The 25,393-nt window shown below is 41.3% G+C and carries 21 protein-coding genes; 12 read left to right on the forward strand and 9 right to left on the reverse strand.

All coding sequences use genetic code 11. The annotated features are described in order from the left end of the window. Positions 1-115: 115 nt before the first annotated feature. Together RM553_RS18265 and RM553_RS18270 are read right to left on the reverse strand one after the other, a co-directional pair. Positions 116-634: a hypothetical protein gene (locus tag RM553_RS18265; RefSeq protein WP_311536406.1), complete on the reverse strand. Its 519-nt coding sequence runs from the start codon at positions 632-634 to the stop codon at positions 116-118. A gap of 50 nt (positions 635-684) precedes the next feature. Further along, positions 685-1,836 (reverse strand): zinc-dependent alcohol dehydrogenase, encoded by a 1,152-nt coding sequence (locus tag RM553_RS18270; protein ID WP_311536407.1) that lies wholly within the window; start codon positions 1,834-1,836, stop codon positions 685-687. Positions 1,837-2,039: 203 nt separating this feature from the next. Here RM553_RS18270 and RM553_RS18275 point away from each other — a divergent pair, with 203 nt between their 5' ends. Together RM553_RS18275 and RM553_RS18280 are read left to right on the forward strand one after the other, a co-directional pair. Then, positions 2,040-2,567, forward strand: coding sequence for an HD domain-containing protein (locus RM553_RS18275; RefSeq protein ID WP_311536408.1), 528 nt, complete (start codon positions 2,040-2,042; stop codon positions 2,565-2,567). 171 nt (positions 2,568-2,738) lie between these two features. Then, positions 2,739-5,201 (forward strand): zinc-dependent metalloprotease, encoded by a 2,463-nt coding sequence (locus RM553_RS18280; RefSeq protein ID WP_311536409.1) that lies wholly within the window; start codon positions 2,739-2,741, stop codon positions 5,199-5,201. 121 nt (positions 5,202-5,322) lie between these two features. Here the strand turns inward: RM553_RS18280 and RM553_RS18285 are convergent, their stop codons facing one another. Further along, positions 5,323-5,799: a hypothetical protein gene (locus RM553_RS18285; RefSeq protein WP_311536410.1), complete on the reverse strand. Its 477-nt coding sequence runs from the start codon at positions 5,797-5,799 to the stop codon at positions 5,323-5,325. Between the two features lie 151 nt (positions 5,800-5,950). Here RM553_RS18285 and RM553_RS18290 point away from each other — a divergent pair, with 151 nt between their 5' ends. Further along, complete coding sequence (locus RM553_RS18290; protein ID WP_311536411.1) at positions 5,951-6,718, forward strand: XRE family transcriptional regulator; 768 nt, start codon at positions 5,951-5,953, stop codon at positions 6,716-6,718. Positions 6,719-6,954: 236 nt separating this feature from the next. On the opposite strand, the gene RM553_RS18295 is transcribed toward RM553_RS18290, so the two are convergent. The 3 genes from RM553_RS18295 to RM553_RS18305 are packed head-to-tail and all read right to left on the reverse strand — an operon-like array spanning position 6,955 to position 14,033. After that, positions 6,955-8,577: an OmpA family protein gene (locus RM553_RS18295; protein ID WP_311536412.1), complete on the reverse strand. Its 1,623-nt coding sequence runs from the start codon at positions 8,575-8,577 to the stop codon at positions 6,955-6,957. 12 nt (positions 8,578-8,589) lie between these two features. Then, entirely contained in the window at positions 8,590-9,531 is a 942-nt protein-coding gene (locus RM553_RS18300; protein WP_311536413.1) for a PorP/SprF family type IX secretion system membrane protein, read from the reverse strand. A gap of 23 nt (positions 9,532-9,554) precedes the next feature. Beyond that, positions 9,555-14,033, reverse strand: coding sequence for a T9SS type B sorting domain-containing protein (locus RM553_RS18305; protein WP_311536414.1), 4,479 nt, complete (start codon positions 14,031-14,033; stop codon positions 9,555-9,557). 210 nt (positions 14,034-14,243) lie between these two features. Between RM553_RS18305 and RM553_RS18310 the strand changes: the two genes are divergently transcribed. The 8 genes from RM553_RS18310 to RM553_RS18345 are packed head-to-tail and all read left to right on the forward strand — an operon-like array spanning position 14,244 to position 22,193. Then, the gene (locus tag RM553_RS18310) at positions 14,244-15,125 is read left to right on the forward strand and encodes a tetratricopeptide repeat protein (RefSeq protein ID WP_311536415.1); all 882 of its coding nucleotides are present in this window, start codon (positions 14,244-14,246) and stop codon (positions 15,123-15,125) included. A gap of 50 nt (positions 15,126-15,175) precedes the next feature. Then, positions 15,176-16,531: a UDP-N-acetylmuramate--L-alanine ligase gene (locus RM553_RS18315; RefSeq protein WP_311536416.1), complete on the forward strand. Its 1,356-nt coding sequence runs from the start codon at positions 15,176-15,178 to the stop codon at positions 16,529-16,531. A gap of 60 nt (positions 16,532-16,591) precedes the next feature. Next, on the forward strand, positions 16,592-17,290 hold the full coding sequence (radC, locus tag RM553_RS18320; protein WP_311536417.1) for a RadC family protein: 699 nt from the start codon (positions 16,592-16,594) through the stop codon (positions 17,288-17,290). A 9-nt stretch (positions 17,291-17,299) separates the two neighbouring features. Next, positions 17,300-18,589, forward strand: a complete 1,290-nt coding sequence (locus RM553_RS18325; RefSeq protein WP_311536418.1) for a polysaccharide deacetylase family protein — start codon at positions 17,300-17,302, stop codon at positions 18,587-18,589. After that, entirely contained in the window at positions 18,576-19,265 is a 690-nt protein-coding gene (locus tag RM553_RS18330) for a YjjG family noncanonical pyrimidine nucleotidase (protein ID WP_311536419.1), read from the forward strand. Before RM553_RS18325 ends, RM553_RS18330 begins: the two co-directional genes overlap by 14 nt. 55 nt (positions 19,266-19,320) lie before the next feature. Beyond that, entirely contained in the window at positions 19,321-19,872 is a 552-nt protein-coding gene (locus RM553_RS18335; protein WP_311536420.1) for a hypothetical protein, read from the forward strand. Between the two features lie 2 nt (positions 19,873-19,874). Further along, a complete protein-coding gene (locus RM553_RS18340; protein ID WP_311536421.1) occupies positions 19,875-21,296 on the forward strand; it encodes a DUF5723 family protein in 1,422 nt (473 codons plus the stop codon). A gap of 57 nt (positions 21,297-21,353) precedes the next feature. Further along, the gene (locus RM553_RS18345) at positions 21,354-22,193 is read left to right on the forward strand and encodes a hypothetical protein (RefSeq protein WP_311536422.1); all 840 of its coding nucleotides are present in this window, start codon (positions 21,354-21,356) and stop codon (positions 22,191-22,193) included. 71 nt (positions 22,194-22,264) lie between these two features. Here RM553_RS18345 and RM553_RS18350 read toward each other — a convergent pair whose 3' ends face one another. Further along, a complete protein-coding gene (locus RM553_RS18350) occupies positions 22,265-23,539 on the reverse strand; it encodes a replication-associated recombination protein A (RefSeq protein ID WP_311536423.1) in 1,275 nt (424 codons plus the stop codon). Positions 23,540-23,616: 77 nt separating this feature from the next. Between RM553_RS18350 and RM553_RS18355 the strand changes: the two genes are divergently transcribed. Continuing rightward, complete coding sequence (locus RM553_RS18355; protein WP_311536424.1) at positions 23,617-24,399, forward strand: rhomboid family intramembrane serine protease; 783 nt, start codon at positions 23,617-23,619, stop codon at positions 24,397-24,399. Between the two features lie 42 nt (positions 24,400-24,441). Here RM553_RS18355 and rlmB read toward each other — a convergent pair whose 3' ends face one another. Together rlmB and RM553_RS19760 are read right to left on the reverse strand one after the other, a co-directional pair. Beyond that, positions 24,442-25,188, reverse strand: a complete 747-nt coding sequence (gene rlmB / locus RM553_RS18360; RefSeq protein ID WP_311536425.1) for a 23S rRNA (guanosine(2251)-2'-O)-methyltransferase RlmB — start codon at positions 25,186-25,188, stop codon at positions 24,442-24,444. A gap of 60 nt (positions 25,189-25,248) precedes the next feature. Continuing rightward, the coding region (locus tag RM553_RS19760) for a transposase (protein WP_432271477.1) at positions 25,249-25,393 on the reverse strand (145 nt) is incomplete at its 5' end.

Here is a 25,393-nt window from a genome sequence, read left to right on the forward strand (position 1 = left end):
TTATGCTGGCGAAGAGGATGGTAGCGGGATCTTTATAACCAGGTATATTTTCAAAAGGTCATCTCAAAATTAAAAAATCCTGAAGCACGCAGCTTCAGGATTCAAATTTACCTTCTTATTTCTTCGACTTTCTGGAGAGCAGAAGAATGGCAGCGGAAGTCAAGGCTACAGTTGTAGCCGTTTTCGCTATAAAATTTTTGCGGTTATATTTCCATTCAGATTTCCATCCTCTTTCCGCGAAAATATTCGGGATATGGCCATGTTTAAGATCGTCCAGGACGCCTTCTACCATTCCAACACGGTCGGCTAAAACCAATGGCAGCCATCTTCCATAGCTGGATTCACTTTTGGTATAGGCATACCTCCTAATCATCCCGCTTAGGCCGAATGGTGGGGCCGCCGTACCAAAAACCGCGGTGATATTTGGCCTTTCGATGGAGTGCAATACTTCTATGTCTGTTTCCTGTTGTTCAGGCCTTTCCCAGGAGTAGCCTTCAATTTCTTCATCCGTACGCTTTTTTATAGGGTAGGTAGGGTCGTTCTTAGGATCGGCATCTACACCCCAGCCTTTAATATGGCTATGGTCGCCGCCACGTTTATTCTTAAATTCCTCGTTATTGGTTTCTTCATTCATGATCTTCAAATTTTGAATTTTGTACTCACTTTATTTTCCCTGCACTTTCTTTATGCCGAAGGTGGTATGAGAACGGGTTTAATACAGTTATCCAGTTTTTTTGAAAATATATGATAACCTTCTGCGACTTCTTCCAGCGGAATTCGATGCGTAATTAACTCTTTCGGATTTATATTACCATCTTTCACGTGCTTTATAAGCCTTGGCAAAAGCCGCTTTACAGAAGCCTGATTGGCACGAATGGTTATTCCCTTGTTAAGCACATTTCCTATAGGTACAAGAGCATCTATTGGGCCGTAAACACCAACAATAGAAACAATTCCTCCTTTTTTAACCGAATTGATGGCCCAGTGCAGCGCAGTGGTAGAACCACCCTGTAGCAATAATTTTCTACCCATAAGCGTGTTCATGGTATTGCCGGCGGCTTCAGCACCTACCGCGTCAATACATACATCGGCTCCAAGGGAATCGGTTTGTTTTTTTATGAAAACCACTGGATCCTCCAGCATTTTAAAATTATAAACTTCACACTGCGCGTATTTTTCAGCAAATTCCAGGCGGTAGTCCAGCTGGTCAATTACAATTACGCGGCCAGCTCCAAAAAGCCAGGCACATTTAGCGGCCATTATTCCAATAGGTCCGGCTCCAAATACAACAACGGTGTCTCCTTCCTGTATGCCACCCATTTCAGCAGCCTGATAGCCCGTTGGTACCACATCTGTTAAAAGCACGGCATCATCTGGGTCCATCCAGTCTGGGATTACAGTAGGCCCAACATCGGCATATGGGACACGAACATATTCAGCCTGCCCGCCATTATAACCACCGGCAGTATGGGAATATCCAAAAATCCCGCCGGCCGCGGTTGACTGCGCATTGGCCTCATGGCAGTTTCCATACAGCTCCTGCTTGCAAAAGGCGCATTTTCCGCAGGCAATATTAAACGGAACCATTACTTTGTCTCCAACTTTTACATTTTGAACAGAAGAGCCCACTTCCACAATTTCACCCACGAACTCATGGCCAAAAGTAGATCCCACACGGGTATCGGGAACAAGCCCGTGATAAAGGTGGAGGTCTGAGCCGCAAATGCACGAACGCAAAACTCTTACAATGGCATCTTCCGGATGTTCTATTTCGGGATATGGCTGGTCATGGTCGGCACGTATTCTAAACGGGCCTCGAAAATTCATTGCTAACATAATGATTGGTTTAATTGATTTATAATAATTTTCAGGCAGGCAAGGGGGGAGGATCCTGTAGCAATGAAATTACAAAATCAAATTCCCGGGCAAAATAATTTAACGATACTTTAAATGCTGTGGTAGATGATGCTGCTTAATTTTACTTGCCCCGTATCTTTTATACTTCTGAAAATTCGGTAATTTCATCTTAAAATAATAAGATGGAAGAGGAAGCACTGGAATACGCTCGCCGGGCACATGGAGATCAGCAGCGGAAGTATACAAAGGAAGCCTATATAGAACATCCAAAACGGGTGGCTGAAATTGTGAGAACTGTTCCGCACTCTTCAGAGATGATATGTGCGGCATATCTGCACGACGTGGTGGAAGATACTCCTGTATCGATTCAGGATATACAGCGTAAATTCGGAAGAAAAATTGCCGGCCTGGTGGAGGAGCTTACCGATGTATTTACAAAGGAAAAATATCCGCATTTAAACCGTAAAAAACGCAAGCAGCGGGAGGTGGAAAGACAGGCTAAAATAAGTGTGGAAGCAAAAACCATTAAACTGGCTGATGTTATTGATAATACACACGATATTCTTGAAAACGATCCCGGTTTCGCCCGCCGATACGTACCGGAAATGATTGCGCTTACAGAAGCTCTGCAGGGCGGTAACTTTCAATTGCTCATGAGGGCCTGTTACGAAGTAGAGTGTGCCAGGAAGGTTCTCCAACAGAAGAGATAAACTTCTATTTCCAGAATAGTCATAAAACTTCTTGTAAAATAATGATTTTATTTTTTTAAACTACATTTTTGAAGTTTTCATAAAAGCCACTGCTGTATGGCTTCAGCGGAAAGTAATCCACTTAAAATTTAGTATGTTTGTTGCTCTTCGCACATAAAACTATAAAATAATATGATTAAGAAATTAACTGCCGTTGGGCTTGTGGCTGCCATTTCTGTGGGATGCCAGAGCCAGGGTAAACTGTTTGGTAAAAAGAACGATCAGGAAGCCGTTTCAGCTTCAGCTTCAGCAAAAGAAGAAAGCGGCAAAACTTCATACAACAAGCTCATCACTTCAGAAGCAAAGAGTGATAAGGGCATGTTCACCACTCATTTTGTAGATGATAAACTCTATTTTGAAATTCCCTTAGACCTGCTGGAAAAAGATATGCTGCTGGTTAGCAGGATTGCCAAAGTACCCTCGGGTTTTGGCGGCGGCTATGTTAATGCCGGTTCCAAGGTAAACGAGCAGGTGGTACGCTGGACCAAAAGAGGCGATTTTGTGGATGTGAAGGTGATTAGCTTTAAGAACGAGAGTGAGGAAGAATCGCCTATTTACAAGTCTGTACTGGCCAACAATTTCTCTCCGATTCTTTACAGTGCAGAAGTTAAAGCTTATACCCCCGATTCTACGGCGGTGGTTGTTGATGTAAGCAGCCTTTTTGAAGATGAAGTAGCAGCCATAGACGGGCTTTCTTCGTCGCTGCGGAAGCGCTACAAGGTGAAAAAACTGGACAAAACAAGGTCTTATATAGAATCTGCCCATTCTTATCCCAAGAATGTGGAGGTAAAACATGTGATGACTTATGAAGCTGAAGAACCGCCGGAAAGGGGGCAGGCGGGAACTATATCTATGCTTATGAACCAGTCTATGGTGCTGCTTCCCGAAGACCGCATGCAGCCAAGGCTTGCCGATGACCGCGTGGGCTGGTTTACGGTGGAAAAATACGATTATAACTCAGATGAACTTAAATCTGATGAATACGAAATTATTAGGAAATGGCGCCTGGTGCCAAAAGATATGGAAGCTTATAAAAGGGGTGAGCTGGTGGAGCCGGTAAAGCCCATTGTGTATTATCTAGACCCTGCCACGCCTAAAAAATGGCGCCCTTATTTTAAGCAGGGAATTGAAGACTGGAATGTTGCTTTTGAAAAAGCCGGGTTTAAAAATGCCATTATCGCCAAAGATCCGCCGACTGCTGAAGAAGACCCGGAGTTTAGCCCGGAAGATGTAAGATATTCTGTGGTAAGATATGTGGCAAGTACCACTCGTAACGCAATGGGTCCTTCAGTTATAGATCCGCGTACGGGAGAAATTATCGAAAGCGATATTATCTGGTACCATAATCATTTAAGGTCCTATAGAAACAGGTTTATGATAGAAGCGGGCGCACAAAATCCAGCGGCCAGGACTTTAAATACCCCGGAAGCTGAAATTGGGGAAATGATGCGCATGGTTATCGCCCATGAAGTGGGGCATGCCCTGGGATTACCTCATAACATGAAAGCCAGTGCCGCCTATCCTACCGATTCTTTACGCTCAGCCAGTTTTACCCAGGAATATGGGCTTACGCCTTCCATTATGGATTACGCCCGGGTAAATTATGTAGCCCAACCCGGGGATGAAGATGTAAGGTTTATAAGAATGATGGGGCCTTATGACCTATATGCCATCAACTGGGGTTATCGCTATTTGCCGGAAGCAAAAAATCCTGAAGATGAAAAAACCACTTTGGATGCCTGGATTCTGGAAAAGGCCGGGGATCCTGTTTATGAATTTGGAAGCGGTTATGGCGGAGTAGATCCACAGGCACAACGGGAAAGCCTGGGAGCAGACCAGGTAAAGGCCAGCGAATACGGATTGGCAAATTTAAAAAAAGTAGTTCCTAATCTCGTGGAGTGGACTTCCAGGGAAGGCAGCGGGTTCGAGGAACTCGATGAGGTTTATTCTGAATTAATAAATATGTGGCGCGGCTATATTTACCATGTGATCACAAATGTTGGCGGGGTTTACGAAACCAGGAAAACCGCCGATCAGGAAGGGGTGGTTTATGAAGCCGTGCCTCAGGGAAAGCAAAGGAAAGCCATAAATTTTTTAACTTCTAATGCCTTTACTACTCCTGAATGGCTGCTGAATGATGAAATCCTTGACCGAATTGAATCTGACGGGGCTATAGACAGAGTGCAGAACCTGCAATCCAGAGCCCTGGATTATCTTTTAGATGAAGACAGGCTGAAGAGAATGTTTGAAAATGAACAGCGCAGTTCCAAAGATGTATATTCCGCCGTAGAGATGATGAAGGATTTGCGGCAGGGAATTTTTAGTGAACTGTACCAATCTAAAGAAGTAGATGCTTATCGCAGAAACCTTCAAAGAGCTTATGTGGATACCGCGGTAGATTATGTGGAGCAGGTACAGGCCGAAGGAGACGAGGAAATTGCTTCTACAGATGTTGTGGCTTTAATGCGGGGGGAGCTTCAGAAATTGAAATCAGATCTTAACCAGAGAAAAAATCGTACAGGAGATACTATTACTCGCTACCATTGGCAGGACCTTATTGCCAGGATTGAAGCAGGATTAGACCCTGAAGCATAAAGTTATATTATAGGCTTGATAAATGAAAACCCGCTGAGATTGAAGTGCCCCAAAAAGTTAGACACTATTTGGGGTTCAGTCCAAGAAAGCGGGTTTTTTGTTTGCCAGGCTCCAAAAAATATTATTGGCAGGAAGAAGTTTCAGGAATTGTACCCAAATATATATCCTGGGCATCCCTTCGGTTTATATTAATGAGGCCAACATTTTGAATGCTGTTATCCAAATCTATATCCCCGGCACAATTCTGCCCATTATCATCCGAATCCCATTGGATGGTAATGTAAAACCTCGCATTGGTATTATCTTCAATATTTGGAATTTCAGCGTAAGGATCTGCAGGAATATCCATTCTAACAGTAAACGGAAACTCGTCTGCTCCAAAATCCTGGCTTACAATTAAAGTGGCTTCGGCATCGGCAACGGTTTCATTATATCCGTAAAGGCTAAGTTCGAAATTTGGATTATCGTACTCCAGCATTTCATTTCTTTGCTGCATTTCCAGAAGGATATAGTTATTGTCAATATCATCCCGGTCTTTGTCGCAGGAAATTAAAAAGATAATAAGAAGAGCAAGCAGTAGGGTGTTTATTTTCTTCATAATATTTTTTAGTAACGTTAAAAAAAGATACTTTTTATATGAGAATTTACCGAAAATTATTGATGCATTCCAAAGATCTTGGCTAATTTTTCATAGGAATATATCCATCAATATCTTGTGGTGTTGGAATATTTCCTAAATTAGCGGCACTATGGGAACATCTTCATCAATAGAAATTAAGCATTTTAAGGAAGTTAGAGAGGAAAATAATTTTACCCAGGCAGAATTTGCCGAAGTTTTGGGAATTAAAAATTCCACGGCAGATATTGAAAGGGGCAGGACCAAGCTTTCCGGAAAAGTTGTGGCAGAATTGCTGCGGCAGTTTGGGATAAATCCTTTATGGCTTTTTGGAGACAGCGGTCAGAAATACCTTCAAATCGCCAAAGGCGATGTAAGCCCCAAAGTGGTTACCGTGAACAGCGCCGATAATGAAAACATCCTAATGGTAAACCAGAAAGCTGCCGCCGGTTACCCGCATAATGTTCAGGATGTGGAATGGTACAACCAGTTACCTGCCTTTGATATTCCGTTGCCGGAGTTCAGGAATGCCACTTACCGTGGTTTCCAGATAGAAGGGGATAGTATGTTGCCTAATTACCGCCCGGGGGAATGGGTAATGGGAAAAGCCATAGGAGGTATGGATGAGGTAAACAATAATAAGGTTTACGTGGTTGTGCTGTATGACTCTGTGCTGGTAAAGAAACTTCAAAAATTACCGGATCCATCAAAAATGCTGCTGATTTCTTTAAATGAGGAATATCTTCCTATTGAGGTGAAGGTAAACGAGATCCAGGAATTGTGGCAGGTAAACAGCAAGCTTACTTTCAATTTAGACAATCCTTCAGAAAATGGGCTTTTTCAGCAATTACAACAATCTATGGAAGAACTTAAGAAGGAATTGAGGTCTTTTAAAAAGTAAGTTCGGTTTTCAACTTCATTATTATTCTACACAAATACACCAATATTTTTGTAGTTGGTGTTCTCTTTTATTTTAATATTTTAATCCAGATGAAGAAGTATCAAATAAAGGTGCCTTTGTAAAACCTTATTTGGTTTGCCAAATTAACCAATTTCAGTTAAAGTAGTGAAAAAATAGAAAAGCCCCAGGAATTTCCCGGGGCTTTTCATTTTGATTGGTAAGTTGGCAATCTGCAATTAATTCATAATTGTAAATTCACTTCTACGGTTTTTAGCATATTGAGCAGCTGTACAACCTGTTGGCTGAGTACAATCGTTTAACGGCATACTTTCACCATATCCTTTAGAAGTTAACCTGTCTCTTGAAATTCCATGTTCTACAAGGTATTCAAGGGTTGAGGCCGCACGTCTTTCAGATAGTTGCATATTATACTGGTCGCTTCCTCTGGCATCTGCATGAGATCCTATCTCGATTTCAAGAGTTGGATATTTATTCATGATATCCACCACCTTGTTAAGAGTAGGTTCAGATTCAGGCTTAATGGTTGCTTTATCAAAATCGAAATAGATGTTTCCAACGTCGCGCAATTGTTGTCTTCCAGTTTCGATATTGGTCTCCCTGTCTTCAAAATCAACCACAGGAGGAACATAGTCTTCCCTGGTGAAGGTGTAAAGATTGTCTGAGCCTCTTCGGTTAGAAGCGAAAAATCCTTCTTCCTGGTCTTCTTTGATCACAAAGGCAAAATCGTCCCTGTTGCTGTTAATTGAAGAGCCAAGATTTTGAACTTCAGAAAAATCGTCTTCACTTCTAAAGATATCAAGATTTCCAAAACCAAGGTGCCCGTCTGAAGCAAAGTATAGCACATCTTCGTCACTTATAAAAGGGAATTGCTCACGATGTTCAGTATTCACGCCACTTCCAAGGTTTTGAGGAGTTCCAAAAGTTCCGTCTTCATTTACATCTACAACATAAATATCGAAAGAACCACCGGTAGAACCAGGCATATCACTTGAGAAGTAAAGTTTGCTGCCATCCTGGCTAAGGCTTGGATGTTCTACGGAATATTCTTCGCTGCTAAATGGAAGTTTTTCAATATTTGTCCATTCGCCGTCTACCATTTCAGCTTTATAGATGCTGATGTGGCCAACTCTTATCCCGCTGCTGTCTTTTACCCTTTTTTCGTTGGTACGGTCAAAATACATAGTCATCCCGTCCTGAGTAAAAGTAGCTGAACTTTCGTGCTCATCTGTATTGATTTCATCTGAAAAAAGAACAATATCGTTAAGTTCTCCTTCATCATCAATAGAGGCACTGTAAAGGTCTAATGTTGGCTTTTTGTTCCATGGATAAATAGGGCGCTCCTGGTTCCTTGTAGAAGCAAAAGCTATTCTATCCCCATAGAATGAGATACCAAAATCGGCCGAAGCACTGTTGTTCATAATCTGATTTGTGGTGTAGGTATGAGGAACCGCGGTGTCCAGTTGTTTTTCAAATTCAGAAAAATCAACGTTTTCTCCCATAGCATTGCTCAAATACTGGTTTGCCTCATCGTACTGGTCTGTTCCCATAAGAGCATGGGCATATCTAAAATGATATTCCGGAGCGATGTTTCCTTCATGTCTCAGGAAAAGCAGCCTGTAAACTTCGGCTGCGTTTTCCATCTGGTTGGTGTAGAAATAAGCATCACCCAGATTTTGTAAAACCTGCTGATCTTTATTTGCCACATCTTCGTAAGCGTCTGCGGCGTCAACATAAGCTCTTTGAACAAAAAGTTTATTGGCCTTTTTGATTTCGGAACTCTGTCCAAAAGCAGAAACGCTTACCAGTGTTAATAAAAGTATTTTATATATATTTTTCATGTTATGCAGTTTTTAGAAGAATCGGGGTGATTTGTCATATCCTTTAGTCAGGCCGAATAGGTCGATATCAAACAGCACCATGATCTCATGAGTACCGCCAACATCAAAACCGGCATAATCTGAAGTGTAATGATCATAGGCGTAACCCACGCGTAGTTGCGGGGTAATTTTGAAATTTACCAGTCCGGTAAGGGTTTCATTAAACCTATAGCCTATCCCGGCTTCCAGTCTATCGTATAGAAGTACGTTGGCCGTGGCATCTACGGTAAGCGGTGCATCCTGCACACCTCTTACCATAAAAGCAGGTTTTAAACGTACATCTTCGCTAATGTCAAAAACATATCCCCCTGTAAGGTAGTAGTGAATGTTTTCTTCTCCTATCATCTGTATACCTTGCTCATTCTCCAGGTGTTTTGAAGTGAACAGGTTTGGCGCGGAGACCCCTAAGTAATAGTTGTCACCGAACCAGAAAGCACCTACCCCAAATACCGGGAATACTTCATTAAAGCTGTTAAAAGCAGGATCGTCCGGATCATTGACTATAATTCCGGAAGTATTGGAATCAAAGGTGGTAAGCCCTCCTTTAGCTCCAAAAGACAGTTTGCTGTTGTCACTTACAGGAAGAACATATGCGAAATCTGCAGTGATGTTATTTTCCTTAATCCAACCGCCTATTTCGTCGTGAACAACGGTTAATCCCAATTCCACTCTTTCATTTATTGGAGTATGGGCAAAGAAGTTGGCGGTGGTTGGAGCACCGTCAACATTCTGCCATTGAGATCTGTATATACCACCCAGGTTTAACATGCCGGGATCATCTGTGGCATAACCTGGATTTATTACACTCATGTTATACATGTACTGAGTGAATAAGGGGTCTTGTTGAGACATTCCCTTTAGAGAAAAAAGGATAATGCCTGCAAATATTAAATATTTAATTACTGTTTTTTTCATTTCTTTCTAGTTTATCCTTTAGACTATAGGCTTAGGTAAATTTTACCTTGTTGCGGAGGGGTTACTCCATCATTGAAATCAATCACATAGAAATATACTCCTACCGGTAACACGCCGTCTCCAAGGCTTCCTGATTGATTGGATGTACCATCCCAGGCATTATCTTCAGAGGCTTTTCCTTTATAAACGGTATTGCCCCATCTGTTGAAAATTTGAATCGTATGATTTGGATAATCAAATTCGATGTTATCTACATAGAAGGTGTCGTTCCTTCCATCACCATTAGGAGAAATTCCTTCAGGGAATACCAGCGCACACTCTTCAAGAGCAACGGTGTAAGACAGCCTTTGAGAACTTTCACAACCTGTTGTAGCATCGGTAAGGGTCGCAAAGTAAGTTACCCCGTCTTCAAGAGGAGTATTCTCACTAAGAACATCTGTGCCTTCAGCTGAAGCATACCAGGTAACATCTCCAGTTTCATTAATGGCAGCGCTTAGATCTTCAATCGTATTATCATAATACTCACAAAGTTCTAATTCATCTTCATTAATTGTTGGAGTAGGAGCGTCATTAATAGCTACCATTATTACGGCAGCTTCAGAAACACATCCGCCTTCATCAGCAATTTGTGTTACATAGTATGGAGTGTTATTAGCAAGAGGCTCATCCATAGCTAAAGGCTGGCTCAATTCTATATCTGCATAATATACAAGGTTAGTTCCCTGTGCGTCCAAATTGGCTACAGTGGCACCTTCGCTAGCGCAGAAGGTCATATCTGTAACTGTTGGCGCGGCAGGAGTCTCAGCTACGGTAACAGTAATTGTTGCGCTGCTATCCTCACAATCTGTAGTAGATTCTACAGTATAAATGATTTCATATTCAGCTGCCTCATAAGCTGCAGGGTCAAATATCCCGTCTGCAAGAGTTTCGCCATCAAGGGTAAAAGTTCCATCGGCATCGGCGTCAACAGAGATTTCGTCGAAAAGCATCTGTGCACCATCATTCATACAGTAGGTAACTTCCATATCTTCTCCTGCGTTTGCAGCGTCAAGAACTGTAACGGCAAATATTGCAGAGTCTGAACAATTCTCATTAGATATTGTATAAAGAACATCATAAGTTCCTGCGTCAAAGGCTGAAGGATCCATCATGCCCTCTTCAATTACTTCCCCATCCAGCGAAAATTCTCCTGTGGTAGCAATATCTTCTGCAAGCAGGTTGTAAAGATCCTGCATCTCAGCATTCTGGCAAACTTCCATAGTACCATCCATTCCTGCATCCGGAGATTGAGAAAGCGTGATAGTATAAGTGGCGGTATCTTCTCCACAATCATTTTCAGATGGCACGGTATATACAACCTGATAAGTTCCCGGCGTGTACATTGCAGGATCAAACATTCCATCTTCCAGTTCTTCACCATTATAGGTGAAAGTACCATCCATATCAGCAAAATCTGCTACATAAGAATAAAGGTCTGTAATCTCATCATTTGTACAGATTGTAACCTCTTCATCAAATCCTGCAAGGGCAGAATTTACAATGCTTATTGTAAAGGTGATAGAAGCAGAACCTGTTACACATTCTGTTGTACTCTCATCTAAGGAATAGGTGATCTCATAATCCCCAGCAGTCAATACTCCCGGATCTAATGTCCCATTTTCATAGCCTTCAAAAACTCCGAAGTCCGGATTGTCTCCAATAAAGTCTGTCAAATCCTGGATTCCTGCGTTTTGGCATATTGGAGCTGGATTGGCTACTTCAGTGAGATCAGCTTCAATTTCGTCTCTCACAGTAATACTTAGAGATGAACTTGCAGAGCAATTATCGTTAGCTACAGTATAAATGGTTTCAAAAGTTCCAACCGGGTTAGCTAACAGTTGAGCAGCTAAAGTTTCCAGAGTAGGTTCAAATGTTCCATCCATATCTGCATTTCCATCTAAATAAGCGCTAAAGAAAGCAACTGCATCTTCAGTGGTGCTGATGTTTTCAACATCCGAAATACAAACCACTTCATTTACAGTAGTTCCTGCATCAGGAGATTCAAATACTTCAATAGTAATTACTGCGGAATCAGATCCTGTGATACATTCTCCGTCACCAAGAACATTGTAGTTAAAAGTATATGTTCCTGCGCCCACAACTGAAGGATCAAAAGTCCCTCCGTCATAGCCTTCAAAAGTACCTATGGCATCGGCATCATCAGAAAGGAGAGAGAAAAGATCAACTTCTGCATCTGTAGTACAATAAGTAATATCATCTACGTCACTACCGGCATTTGCCTCTCTTGTTTCTGTTACTGTAATCTGGTAAGCAGCGGAATCGTCACAATTCTCATTGGTTACAGAATACTCCACATTAAAGGTGGCAGGGAAAGCGGTGGTTGCAGCAAACTGGGCCGCCAGGGCGGGTAGGCTTGGAGTAAATTCTCCACCTGCGTCATAAGAACCTCCGAATTCATTTAATAGTGCCTGCTGCGCATCTGGGCTGGAAAAAATATCTTCCAGCTGTGAAACACAGAAATTGAAATCTCCGCCAGGTCCTGCATTTGGAGTGTCATTTACAGTAATAATGAACTCGGCAGTATCTGTTCCTGTTACACAAAGCTCAGGATTTTCTTCACTTACCGTGTAAATAATTACATGTTCCCCGGCTCCTTCAGTAGAAGGATTAAAAGTACCATTTGCAACATCGGCATCATCACTGGAGAAAGTTCCACCTGGTATAGATGAACTATCCAGTAAATTTGCAAGTATTATAACCCCGTCGTTAGAACAATAAGGTTCCGGAGAAGTAATTGTTCCTGCATCTGCTGCCGGAGCTGCATTAATAGTTAAGGTTATAGTGGCAGAAGCATTGTCGCAATTTGTTCTTTCTACAGTATAGGTGGTGGTAAAATCCTCAGAAGCACCATCAATTCCATCATTATAGTTTGTTATGAGAGTACCTAGGGCCGGAGAAAAAGTGCCATCGGTATCTTCAGCTCCCAGCCTGTCTATAAAAAAACCTGCAAGACTGTCTTCGCTGTTAAAAATCCCTTGATCTTCCACTTGGGTTTCGCAAAGTTCAATGGGATCTGCAACAGTTGAACCTGCATTGGCAGCGTCTTCAATAGTAAGGTTTAGGGTGGAAGAGGCCACGCAGCCTTCATTATCTACAGTGTAAGTAACGGTATAGGTTTGTGGGAAGGCATTATTTTCAGCATCTGCAATGATAGAATTATAAACCTCTTCTATCGATGGCGAAAATTCTCCTGAATCATCAATTCCTGAATCATCAATAAAATCCTTAAAATATTCTTCTGCAGCTGTAATTAACACAGGCACCGGAAGATTTTCTAAAGCAAGTAAAGGTTGGATGTCGCTCTCACAAATGGTTACGTCTGTATCCTGTCCCGCATTGGGATCTTCCTGAACATTAACTCCTAAAAGTACTGTATCGGTACAACCAATATCAAAAGTAGCCGTGTAGCTGGTTTGGTAAGTTCCTACCGGATTGTTAGCATAGCCGTCTACAATACTCTGCAGGGAAGGAGAAAAACTACCTCCTGTAGGTACGCCATCTTCTAAAAGTCCTTCAAAATATGCGCGGGCATTGGTTACAGTATTAAGTTGGGAATCAGCTTCAGAAACACATAAGGTATTGTCCGTATTATCTTCTCCTGCATCCAGAATGGTCACATTTACCTGAAGACGTGCAATACTTTCACAGGGAGGTTCCGGAGAATTAACCCTGTTTATAATTTGAGTGGCGAAATAAGATTCCCCATCCACCAACGGAGTAGAGGGATCTAAAGCAGGGAAGGAATCTTCGGTGCTATACCATCTGTTAGTCCCACTGGCCTGCAGATCTGCCACAGTTGCCCCGTCACAAAAAACCTGCTCTGCCTCACCTGAAGGTGGCTGAACTGCTATAGGATCATAACGAACAGCAACCCTGCTGGTTGGGCAATCTGTTTCAGGATTTCTCTGTCCAACATAGTAACTTGTTTCCGGGGTTAAGTTTGTTCCGGGAGCCAGGGGTGAACCACTGAATTCCTCTGTATAAACTTCTACATCGTTTCCGTCCACAAGCTCAATAAGCTCTGCAACAGTGTTTGCACCTGTAGTACTGTACATACAGGGTGAGAACACTACCCCAAAGCTTGGCTCCGGAGCGCCATAATCATCTACATCTACAGTTACAGAAGGGCGGGTGGTGCAGGAACCATCAGCGTTTCCTGCATAATAGGTGCCATCCTGTAAAAGTTCTGTTGAGGGAATTGGGGTGGTGGCTGTTTCGCTGCGGTACCACCTTAAAGTAGTTCCACTTGCGGCTGTACCATCAAGGTCGGCAACAGTGGATAAATAGCAAAATGACTGTTGATTACCACCTGTAGAGGCATCATCGTCACCAACTGTGGGACAATTTCCCGTCTGTCCAAAAGAGGGGAAAGTTCCGATTAATAAAATAAAGGCAAAGAAGGAAAAAATCTTTCCTTTTCTACCTAAAGTAAAATTTTGCATAGGCTAGGTGTTAAATTCAACTTTTAAGTTTAGGTTTGAACTCATTTTTAAAAAGTATCGCAAATATTAAAATAATTTTTAACATGGAGGGTCGAAAAAGTACTGGCTTTAACATTTATCGGCAAATTATTAAAAGCTCCCGGTAAATTGTTGATAACTCTTCTTTTAAAAATGTAAGGCCGACTGATAAAATTAACAAATATTTATAATATGAAGACACACTTCCTGACTTTTATCTGTTTTCTATTTGTTTTTACCGGAAAAATTGCCGCTCAGGCTGATTTGTTAGGTGCAGTACAGTATCTGGAAAACGGCGAAATAAATAAGGCTGAAAAGATATTTTGGGCAAATAGGGAGCAGGAAAAAGCAATGGAATATTTAGGGGATATTGCCAGTTTTAAAAAAGATTGGGATACAGCTATTTCCAGGTATAAAGAATTGGTTGTAAAATATCCTGAAACCGCTGATTATCATTTCAAACTGGGAGGCGCTATGGGTTTAAAAGCGCTAAATGGTTCAAAGTTTAGCGCGGCATTTTTACTGGGAGATATAAAGAAGCATCTTATCCAGGCTGCCCGCCTGGATTCCATGCATGCGCCGTCGCGGCGGGCGTTGGTTGAGCTGCATATGCAATTACCTGCCATTCTTGGTGGAGATGAGGAACTGGCTGCGAAATATCAGAGGGAGCTTACTGCAATTAATGCAGTGGATGCCTGGCTTGCAAAGGCTTTTATATATGCTGAAAAGGAAAAAAAGCGGGAAGCGGGCATAAGCATTTCTAAAGCTTTAAAAATTGCCGCAGAGCAGCCTCAGCTTCTTGACCGGAATTATCTGAATTATGAGCTTGCTGAAATGGCTGTGGAATACCGGCTTCAGCCTGAATTTTCCTTGCAGCTATTGAAAACCTATATCGAAAATTACGGATATAAGGACCTGAAATCCCCAAAATGGGCTTATTTAAAAATGGCTGAAGTGCAGCTATACCAGAAGAATAATGAAAAAGCACTTGAAAATGTTAATAAGGCCCTTGCTGTAGAGCCGGGTTTTGAAGAGGCAGCAGATCTTAAAAAGCGGCTTCTGGATATGATCTAATACCAGTTTCTTCATTCTTAAATAAGTATATTTGCTGAAATTTAGCTTTTATGAAACTTCATTTTATAGCAATTGGCGGCAGCGCAATGCATGCCCTGGCTATTGCCTTAAAAGAAAAAGGTTATCAAATTTCCGGCAGTGATGATGCTATTTTTGAGCCTTCCCTGTCAAAACTTAAAAACCATGATATATTACCCCGGGAATTCGGATGGTTCCCAGAGAAAATTACTGAAGATTTAGATGCTGTTATCCTGGGCATGCACGCCAAAGCAGATAATCCTGAACTTGAAAAGGCCAAGGAACTGGACATAAAAATTTTTTCATATCCTGAATTCCTGTATGAGCAGTCAAAGAATAAAACCCGCGTTGTTATTGGTGGTTCCCATGGGAAAACCAGTATTACATCCATGATCCTGCATGTAATGAACTATCACGAAAAACCGGTGGATTTTATGGTGGGGGCTGCTCTGGACGCTTATTCCAATTCTGTTCATTTAACTGAAGAAAACGATTTTATAGTAATTGAAGGAGACGAATATTTGTCTTCTGCGATAGACAGGAGGCCTAAATTCCATCTTTATCAGCCTAATATCGCATTATTAAGCGGTATCGCATGGGACCATATTAATGTCTTCCCAACTTATCGCGATTATGTAGAGCAGTTTGAAATTTTTGTGGCTTCCATTGTTAACGGAGGTATCCTGGTTTATAATGAAGAAGATCCTGAAATTAAACGTATTGCTGAAGAAACCACTAATCCTATCCGTAAACATCCTTACCAGACACCGGAATATCATGTTGAAGACGGGCATACGTTTTTGGATACTCCCGAAGGAGAGCTGCCCCTGGAAATATTCGGTCGTCATAATTTAAATAATCTCGCCGGTGCGAAATGGATCTGCCAGCATATGGGGATTGATGAAGATGACTTTTACGAAGCCATCGCCACTTTTAGAGGTGCTTCCAAACGCCTGGAAAAAGTAGCGGAGTCTTCCTCGGCGGTTATTTTTAAAGACTTTGCACACAGCCCTTCCAAAGTAAAAGCTACCACGGCTGCCGTGAAAGAGCAGTTTCATGATAGGAAGTTAATTGCATGCCTGGAGTTACATACCTATAGTAGCCTGAATGCGGAATTCTTAAAACATTACGAAAACAGCCTGGATAAAGCAGATGAGGCTATTGTGTTTTATTCCCCCGATGCTGTAAAACTCAAAAAATTAGAGAATATTTCAGAAGCACAAATTTCTTCGGCTTTTAAAAAAGAGAAGCTTAGTATTTTTACCAATCCTGAAAAACTGCATGAAAAACTGAGGAGTCTTAATCTTGATCATTCTGCTTTGCTTTTTATGAGCAGCGGCAATTATGGGGGGCTGGATTTTGAAGAAGTTAAAGACTGGCTGAAATAATTGCTTCATTTTCAGTAACTATCCTGTACTGGTGTGGAAGTGTTTTATATCTTTAACACAATGGAGAAGGACCGTGCAACATTCAGTATAAAAAATTGGGCAGAAGATGACCGCCCGCGGGAGAAATTGCTGCAAAAAGGCAGGGCCAGCCTTAGCGATTCAGAACTTATAGCTATTCTTATTGGTTCAGGAAATCGTAAGGAAAGTGCAGTGGAATTAAGCAAAAGGATACTGGCTTCCACGCAAAATAATCTTAGTGAGCTGGGCCGGCTGTCAGTAAGTCAATTATGTAGTTTTAACGGTATAGGAGAGGCCAAGGCAGTAAGTATTGTGGCCGCTCTGGAACTTGGCCGCAGGAGAAGGTTGGAGGAGGCCCTGGAAAAGAAGAAAATTACTTCCAGTCATTCGGTATTTGAACTCATGCAACCTGTAATTGGAGAACTTCCGCATGAAGAATTCTGGATTATTTATCTCAACAATTCTAATAAGGTCCTGGAACAGCTGCAATTGAGCAAGGGCGGCATCACCGGAACTTTGGTTGATGTAAGGATAACCTTAAAGAAAGCTTTGGAACTTGGTGCTACCTCTATTATTCTTACTCATAACCATCCTTCCGGTAACCTCAAACCCAGTGAGGCAGACAGGCAGCTAACCGCTAAACTAAAAACGGCTTCCGGGAGCCTGGACATTAAAGTGCTGGATCATATTATTGTTACTGAAAAATCCTATTTTAGCTTTGCAGACGAAGGTATCCTTTAATTTTTCCTGATGTTACTCATTTATACCCAAAAAATAACTCCCAGAATAATATACGTTTTTAAACATGTGTGTACGGGTATTTTGGGTATTTCGATAAAATTTACCACAAAAATTGAGGAATTTATCGCCCATGAAGGCATGAAATTGTCTTACGGAAAGCAGCCGTTGGGGAAAGAACTTTTTATTCAAAAGGTAGACCTTTTAACCGAGCAGGGCTTTTCTGAAGTTGAAATAAAAGTACAGCCCTGGGAGGATAGTGTATGCTTTTTTTCAGTTCCTGAAGCAAGCGCCCTTCCTTTTGATATTTTTGCGGCTTCATTTTATCTTCTTAGTAGGTATGAGGAGTATGTACCCCACGTAAAAGATGAAGCAGAGCGCTTTCCGGTTTCAGAAAGTCTGGCTTACCAGGAAGGTTTTCTTTCTTCCCCTGTGGTGGATAAATGGGCGCTAAAGTTTAGAAAGGTACTGGAAGAAAGATTTCCCGATATAGAGTTTCAGCCCAGGATTTTTGAAGCCAATGCCGTTATGGCTGTGGAAAATATTTTCGCTTATAAAAATAAAGGGGTGCTGCGGAGTATTGCCGGGCTTAACCGGGATCTTCTTCAATTTAACTTCAACAAGGTCTTTGATCGTATAAAAGTAGCGTTTAGGGTTAAAAATGATCCGTTTAATATTTTCGGGGAGCTTATAGACTTTATAAAAGCCTATAGGCTAAAGATGTTTTTCATGTTTCAGCTAAGTAATTTCAGTATACATGACCGCAATATTAATTATAACCGCATTCCAGGCAGGTCGGTCATAAAATATGTGGGAGATTATGCGAAAGTCGGTTTGCTGCAGGGTTATTATGCGGTAAGGGATTTGAAAAGCCTGAGGACTGAAAAAATACGTATGGAAAATATTGTACATAGCTCCTTGGAGTATGTATTAAATTCCCGCCACGACCTGGGCTTGCCGGAGAACTATAATAACCTGGTAGAACTTGAGGTACATAACGATTTTTCAATGGGTTATCCCGATGCTATGGGATTTAGAGCAGGCACCTGTACGCCTTTTCTGTTTTATGATATTAATATGGAAGTTACCACGCCTCTCCTGTTGCATCCTTATGTATTTAATTCGGAGATTTATGAGAAAGCCAGGGAAGAACATGTATATGCAGAAGTTAAAAAAGCGCTGAACCAGGTAAAGGAAGTGGGTGGGACCTTCAGGGCGATTTTCAAAAACCAGGATTTTTCAGAATATTCCAGGCCAGCTGTTTATTACAATCTTTTGAAGCAGATATATGAAATTGAATAATATAGAGCACGTATTTTTTGACCTGGATCACACCTTGTGGGACTTTGATAAAAATTCTGAACTGGCCTTTGGTGACATTTTTAAAAAATGGAATCTTGGGCTTGGCGTGCAGGATTTCCTAAAGGTTTACTCCAGTATCAATTTAAAATACTGGGAACTATACCGCAATAACAAGGTTTCCAAGGAAGTGCTAAGGTATGGAAGGTTAAAAGATAGCTTTGATATATTAAATTTTGAAGCCAATGATGACCTGGTGAACAGCCTTGCAGATGATTATATTGAATATTTGCCAAAAAACAATCATCTTCTCCTGGGAACTGTTGAAATTCTGGAATACCTGAAGTCCAGTTACAAAATTCATATTATTACCAATGGATTCGAAGAGGTGCAGCGTAAGAAAATGGCTACTTCTGGTATTCTGGAATACTTTCATACCATCACCACTTCAGAAGAAGCCGGAGTGAAAAAACCCCATTCATTAATATTCAAAAAGGCCCTTGAAAAAAGCGCAGCTTCTGCAGAAAATTCAGTAATGATAGGTGATAATTACGAAGCTGATATCATTGGTGCTGAAAATGCCGGGCTACATTCCATCTATTTTGACTATCATCAGAATACTACTACCGCCGCCATGAGGCAGATTAAAACGTTAAAAGAACTTATTAAGTTTTTGTAAGTATAAAGTTTTGTTAACTTCGCCCGCAAAGTAGTAATCTCTAAGTCAGATGTCTATGAGTGAGCGTTTAAGAATCTTTAAGAACTTTATTTTGGTTCTGATGGTGGTGATGTGTGCAGGTTGTGTAAAAGATGTAGACCTTTCGCAGGCACAGGATATTAGCCTAAGCCCCGATATTCAGACAAACCTGGTGCTTTACCAGGTGGATAAATCAGATTTTGTAGATCCTGAAACCAATCAAATGCGAACGCTAATACGTGATACGGTCCGGCTGGAGTTCCTGGACGACGATTACGTTCAAAATGATTTGGAATCTGCAGAGTTTTATTTCAGAAATATTAATACCTTCCCGCAGGTCTTTTCGAGTAAAGTACATTTTTTATCAGCCTCGGGCAGGAAACAATTTAGTATTAATTATCTCGTTTCACCAGGAAGTGAAGATAATCCGGTAACAACCGAAAGAGTTGAAGTAATGGGGAAGGAGCGAATTGCACAGGTAAAGAATTCAATTATTATGGTTGTAGAACTTGAAGTCCAGCCAAATCAAGAAGATTTTAAAGGTGATCTTGAATTTGCTTCAAAAGGACTTTTCAAGTTTGAGTTTTAGATATGCGGCGACTTCTTGTTGTTATTTTTTTACTTCTTTTTAAATTTTCCTTTTCACAGAACAAGCCGCTATTATATAATGTAGATGCGCTTCCACAAAGCCTTATGAGCAATCCCGGCGCCGAAATAAACTTTCGGGGGCACGTGGGAATACCTTTTTTTTCGCAAATTCATTTTGCAGCGGGCTCTACAGGGGTTACCCTTTTTGATATATTCGACGATTCCAATCCAAATGTGAATCTAAGGGTGAGAAATGCCATTCGTAACCTTACTCCGCAGGATTATTTTTCAGTAAATGAACAATGGGAAATTTTGTCCCTCGGCTGGAAGTTGAATAGAAGGGATTATCTTTCTGTGGGGCTTTACCAGGAAACTGATGTCTTTTCATATTTTCCAAAAGACCTGGCCATTCTTGTAAATGAAGGGAATAGCAATTACATCAACCAGCCTTTCGATTTTTCGCAGGCTTCTTTTACGGCAGAGGTCCTTGCGGTTTACCACATTGGATACAACCGGCAGATTAATGATCGCCTTACGGTTGGCGCGAGGGCTAAACTTTACTCGGGGATTTTTAACGTGGAAAGTACAGATAATGAGGGAGTTTTTATTACCACTTTTAATCAGAATGGAAACGGGATCTATACCCAAAATGCTTCCCTTATTGATGTAATGGTAAAAACATCAGGTTTTGCATCTTTAAGTGATGAGGAAGACAATACGGTAGATCAAGCAGCACTGGATTTGCTGAAGCGTTCCCTTCTTGGCGGAAATATAGGCGTAGGGCTGGATATTGGCGCTACTTACAATGTAACTGAACAATTTCAGGTAACCGGGGCGGTGAGCGACATAGGAGTGATGTTCCAGCGGAGTGATGTGGAGAATTATCATTATTATGGCGATTATCAAACCCAGGGCTTGGAACCCTTGTTCCCTGAGGTGGAAAACAATGAGGAGGCCATTCCTTACTGGGACCTTTTTGAAGATGAAGTTGATGAGAACCTGCAGGATGAAACTTTATACGATCCTTATACCACCTGGCGTCCCATCAAGTTCAATACTTCTATGGAATTTGGTTTTGGGCGGGCCTTTGTTCCATGTAATTATCGTCTTCGGGAAGAAGTAAGGTATATGAATTCTGTTGGGGTGCTTTTTTCGGGTGTGAACCGGCCCAGAGGAATTACAATGGCTTTTTCAGCTTATTATGACAAACTTATAAAGGAGAAATTCGGTTTCAGGGCAATGTACAGCGTAGATAAATATTCTCTTGCCAACCTTGGCCTTATGGCGCACCGCAGCTTTGGTAACTTTAATGTTTATCTTGCCGTTAATAATTTACTGGCTTTTGCTAATTTAGCAAAGGCCAACAGTACTTCCCTTCAGTTTGGGTTACAGCTTATATTTGACAAGCGCAAGGGCCATTATTAATTTCATTTAACCGGCGGCTGATTTTACTAAATGCTGTCATCTTTAAATAGTAACAACATGAAAAATATTTTTCTTGTCTCTCTTTTAATGCTTTGCTTCTTTACCGGAAATGCACAAAGCCTCAATAATTATAGATATGTAATTGTGCCGGAATCTTTTGAATTTTCCGATTCCAAAAATGAATATCAGCTAAATGCTTTAACTAAATTCTTACTTCAAAAGTACGGTTTTGAGACGGTGATGAAGTCTGCAGAGAAGCCGGCCGAACTCCAGGGAAACCCTTGCAAAGCTTTATATGCAGATGTAATGAATGACTCCGGCTTATTCGTAACCAAATTAACGCTCGTCCTGAGGGATTGCTACGATAAGGTGGTGTTTCAATCTGAAGAAGGACGGAGCAGGGAAAAGGATTTTAAAACAGCATTTCATGAAGCCTTAAGAGATGCTTTTACATCTCTTGAAGAGCAAGGCTACGATTATAGCGAAGCAGTGATAACAGCAACTCCTGTGCCTGCTGTGGAAGGGGAGGTGGCTAGCGATACTCCTCAAAAAGAGCAAAAAGCTTTACCAGAAGAACAGGAAGATGCAGAAGTTGAAGTGGTTGAAGTAGTGGAGGAAGAGGCTGCTGAAAATGCTGTCTCAAATAGCAATATCTATGTGTTAGATAATGCTGAATACTACCTTGAGGAAACCGCTGATGGCTATGCTTTTTATCAAAAAGGAATGGCGGAGCCTTTTGCCGCTTTAATAAAATCTGAAAAGGAGAATTCGTTTATTTATTCTTCAATAAATAAACAGGGGCTGGCCTATTTTGATGAAGGCGGAGACCTGGTGGTGGAATTCTTCGACCGGAATAAGAACAAAACGGTAAAAGCGGTTTATACACTTCAGGATTAATTTTTCTACAGAATAAGTACAGGTTTTGAAGGACGATATTTGAAGTTTTAAAGCTGCTGCTTGGTAAAGGCTTAATAAGGATATTTGTTCTTCCAGCGCTTCTTTAAAAATTCCCGCTGGGCGTTCTCCCGCTGGTTTTGCCCGGGATTATAAAGGATGGTGTTCTTGATTTCCTCAGGCAAAAATTCTTCCTGCGCAAAATTGCCTTCATAGTTGTGGGCATATTTGTAATTATTTCCGTAGCCAAGGTCCTTCATTAGTTTTGTGGGAGCATTTCTAATGGCTAGAGGCACAGAAAGATTTCCTGTTTTTTTTACAAGACTCACCGCTTCATTAATTGCCATATATGCGGCGTTACTTTTTGGAGAAGTGGCCAGGTAAGTCGCGCACTGGCTCAAAATAATGCGTGCTTCAGGATAACCAATCGTGTTTACCGCCTGGAATGTGTTATTGGCAATTACAAGAGCCGTAGGATTGGCATTGCCTATATCCTCGCTGGCCAGGATGAGTAACCTGCGGGCGATAAATTTCACATCTTCTCCTCCTTCTATCATTCTGGCCAGCCAATAGACTGCCCCGTTGGGGTCGCTTCCGCGGATGGATTTAATAAATGCGGAAATGATGTCGTAATGTTGTTCCCCTGTTTTGTCATAAAGCACTGTGTTTTGCTGTACTTTTTCAAAAACAAGGTCGTTGGTGATTGCTGTTCCTTCTTCAGAAGAAGTAACCAGGAGTTCAAAGATATTCAGGAGTTTACGTGCATCGCCTCCGCTAAGCCTTAAAAGCGCTTCCGTTTCCTTTAGCTGAACCTTTTTTGCAGCAATTGTCCTGTCTTCCACCATTGCGCGTTTAAGCAATGCAATAAGGTCTTCCTTTGTAAAGGGTTTCAGAATATAAACCTGGCAGCGGGACAAAAGTGCAGAAATTACCTCAAAACTGGGATTTTCTGTAGTAGCCCCGATTAATGTTACCCAGCCCTTTTCAACCGCACCTAATAGTGAATCCTGCTGGGATTTACTGAAGCGGTGAATTTCATCAATAAAAAGTATTGGGCTTTTGGTGGTGAAAAGGCCGTCACTTTTTTTAGCTTTTTCTATTACTTCGCGCACATCTTTTACACCGCTGCTAATGGCACTCAGGGTAAAAAAAGGCCGCTCAGATGCTGTGGCAATAATGTTGGCCAATGTGGTTTTTCCCACACCGGGAGGCCCCCAGAAGATCATGGAAGGTATCATTCCCTGCTTTAGCTGCTGCCGTAAAGCTCCTTTTGGTCCAACCAGGTGCTGCTGGCTCAAGTAATCTTCTAATTTCTTAGGCCGTAAACGTTCTGCTAATGGTTCATTCATGCTGCTAAATTAGTAATTATGATGACAAATTATCATCCTGATTGGTTTTGGATGCTTTTTTGTAATATTGGTTTAGCATGAAACATCAACCTAATCTTTCTAATCCGTTTGTATTCTCTCCGGGAGTGGTGGGATATCCAATCTTTTTCGTGCTTGTTATTTGGATTGTCTTCTGGTTCGAAATCAGATTTGGTTTTGATTTCACGAAATTTGGCGTACGTCCCAGAACCCTGGAAGGGCTGCGAGGTATTATTTTTTCTCCGTTTATACATAGCGGAATAAAACATCTTTTCAATAATACCATTCCGTTATTTGTGCTTTCCATGAGCCTTTTCTATTTCTATAGGAAAATCAGCTGGCAAATTCTGTTGTATGGACTGTTATTTTCAGGTTTAATCACATGGATTATCGGAAGGCCTGCCATGCATATAGGTGCCAGCGGAGTAATTTATGTACTGGCTTCTTTCCTGTTTTTTAAAGGTGTTTTTTCAAAGCATTACCGGTTAATCGCTTTGTCGCTTATCGTGGTATTTCTTTATGGCGGAATGCTTTGGTATGTGACTCCAATAGATCCTGAAATTTCCTGGGAAGGACATCTTGCGGGGCTGGTAACAGGTTTTTTTCTTTCACTTATTTATAAAAGCAATATTGCGAAAGCGCCAAAATACGAATGGGAGCAGCCGGAGTACAGGGAAGAAGAAGATGAGTTTATGAGGCACTTTGATGAAAATGGGAATTTTATAGAATTCCCCCAGTTCCCGGAAGGGGAAAGCAATGAGACAGTAGATGATAATAATGAAGCTGAACAGGGGTTCAATTATCGCTATTTCTACAAAGATGCTGAGAATAAAGAGAATTGAATTCCTGGCATGTATGTAGGTATTTTTCCCAGGCAATTAAATTTACATTTCCGGAGAAATCCTTTGTCTTACCACTTCATATAGAATGGCGCCGCAAGCCACAGATACGTTTAGTGACTCTATCTTGCCCAACAGTGGCAGCTTTGCTTTGTAATCTACAGTTTTCAGGATTGAGTTGCTAACGCCTTTTGCTTCATTGCCCATTACTATTGCTGTAGGTTTTTTAAGGTCTAAATCATAAACGCTGGTATTTGTTTTCTCAGTTGCCGCAATAAGCTGGACCTGGGAAGCCTGCAGGTAAAATAAGGCATCCTTGATATGGTTTACCTTGCAAAGAGGTACACTAAAAGCGGCGCCGGCAGAGGTTTTTACAGCATCTGCATTAAGTGGTGCTCCTCCTTTTTCAGGTATAATAATTCCATTAACCCCGCAACACTCTGCGGTTCTTATAATAGCTCCAAAGTTGCGTACATCTGTAAGCTGGTCAAGTAGCAGGAACAAAGGATTGGAGGTAAGACTGAAAGCTTTTTCCACTATTTCCTCAATGGATTGAAATGCTATAGGCGATATGGTGGCCACAACTCCCTGGTGATTTCCCTTGCTTAGTTTATTGAGCTTTTCAACCGGAACGTAAGAAATATTGTAGTCGCCTTTGTTTATCTTCTGCCCTAATTCTTTTATAAGGCTCCCGGAAAGATCTTTTTGAAGATAAATTTTATCGATATTTTTCCCACTGTCTATGGCTTCTATTACAGCCCTTATTCCAAATATTCTTGTTGAATCGCTCATGCGGCAAAGTTAGGATTAAAATTGATTTCTAAAAGGAGGCAATAAAAGAAGCCGTCTCATTTACAGTTTGGCTTGACCTATTTCAGATAAAAGATCCTCCCGTGCCTTTTGCTTGTAATGTTCCAGTGTATGGTTTCGCTCTACAACCCGTTCATTCTTTCCTTTAAAACAGGCACCCCTGATGGGACAGCCTGTACAATTCTTC

The organism is Autumnicola tepida (genome assembly GCF_031846485.1).
In the GTDB taxonomy this organism is placed as follows: domain Bacteria; phylum Bacteroidota; class Bacteroidia; order Flavobacteriales; family Flavobacteriaceae; genus Autumnicola; species Autumnicola tepida.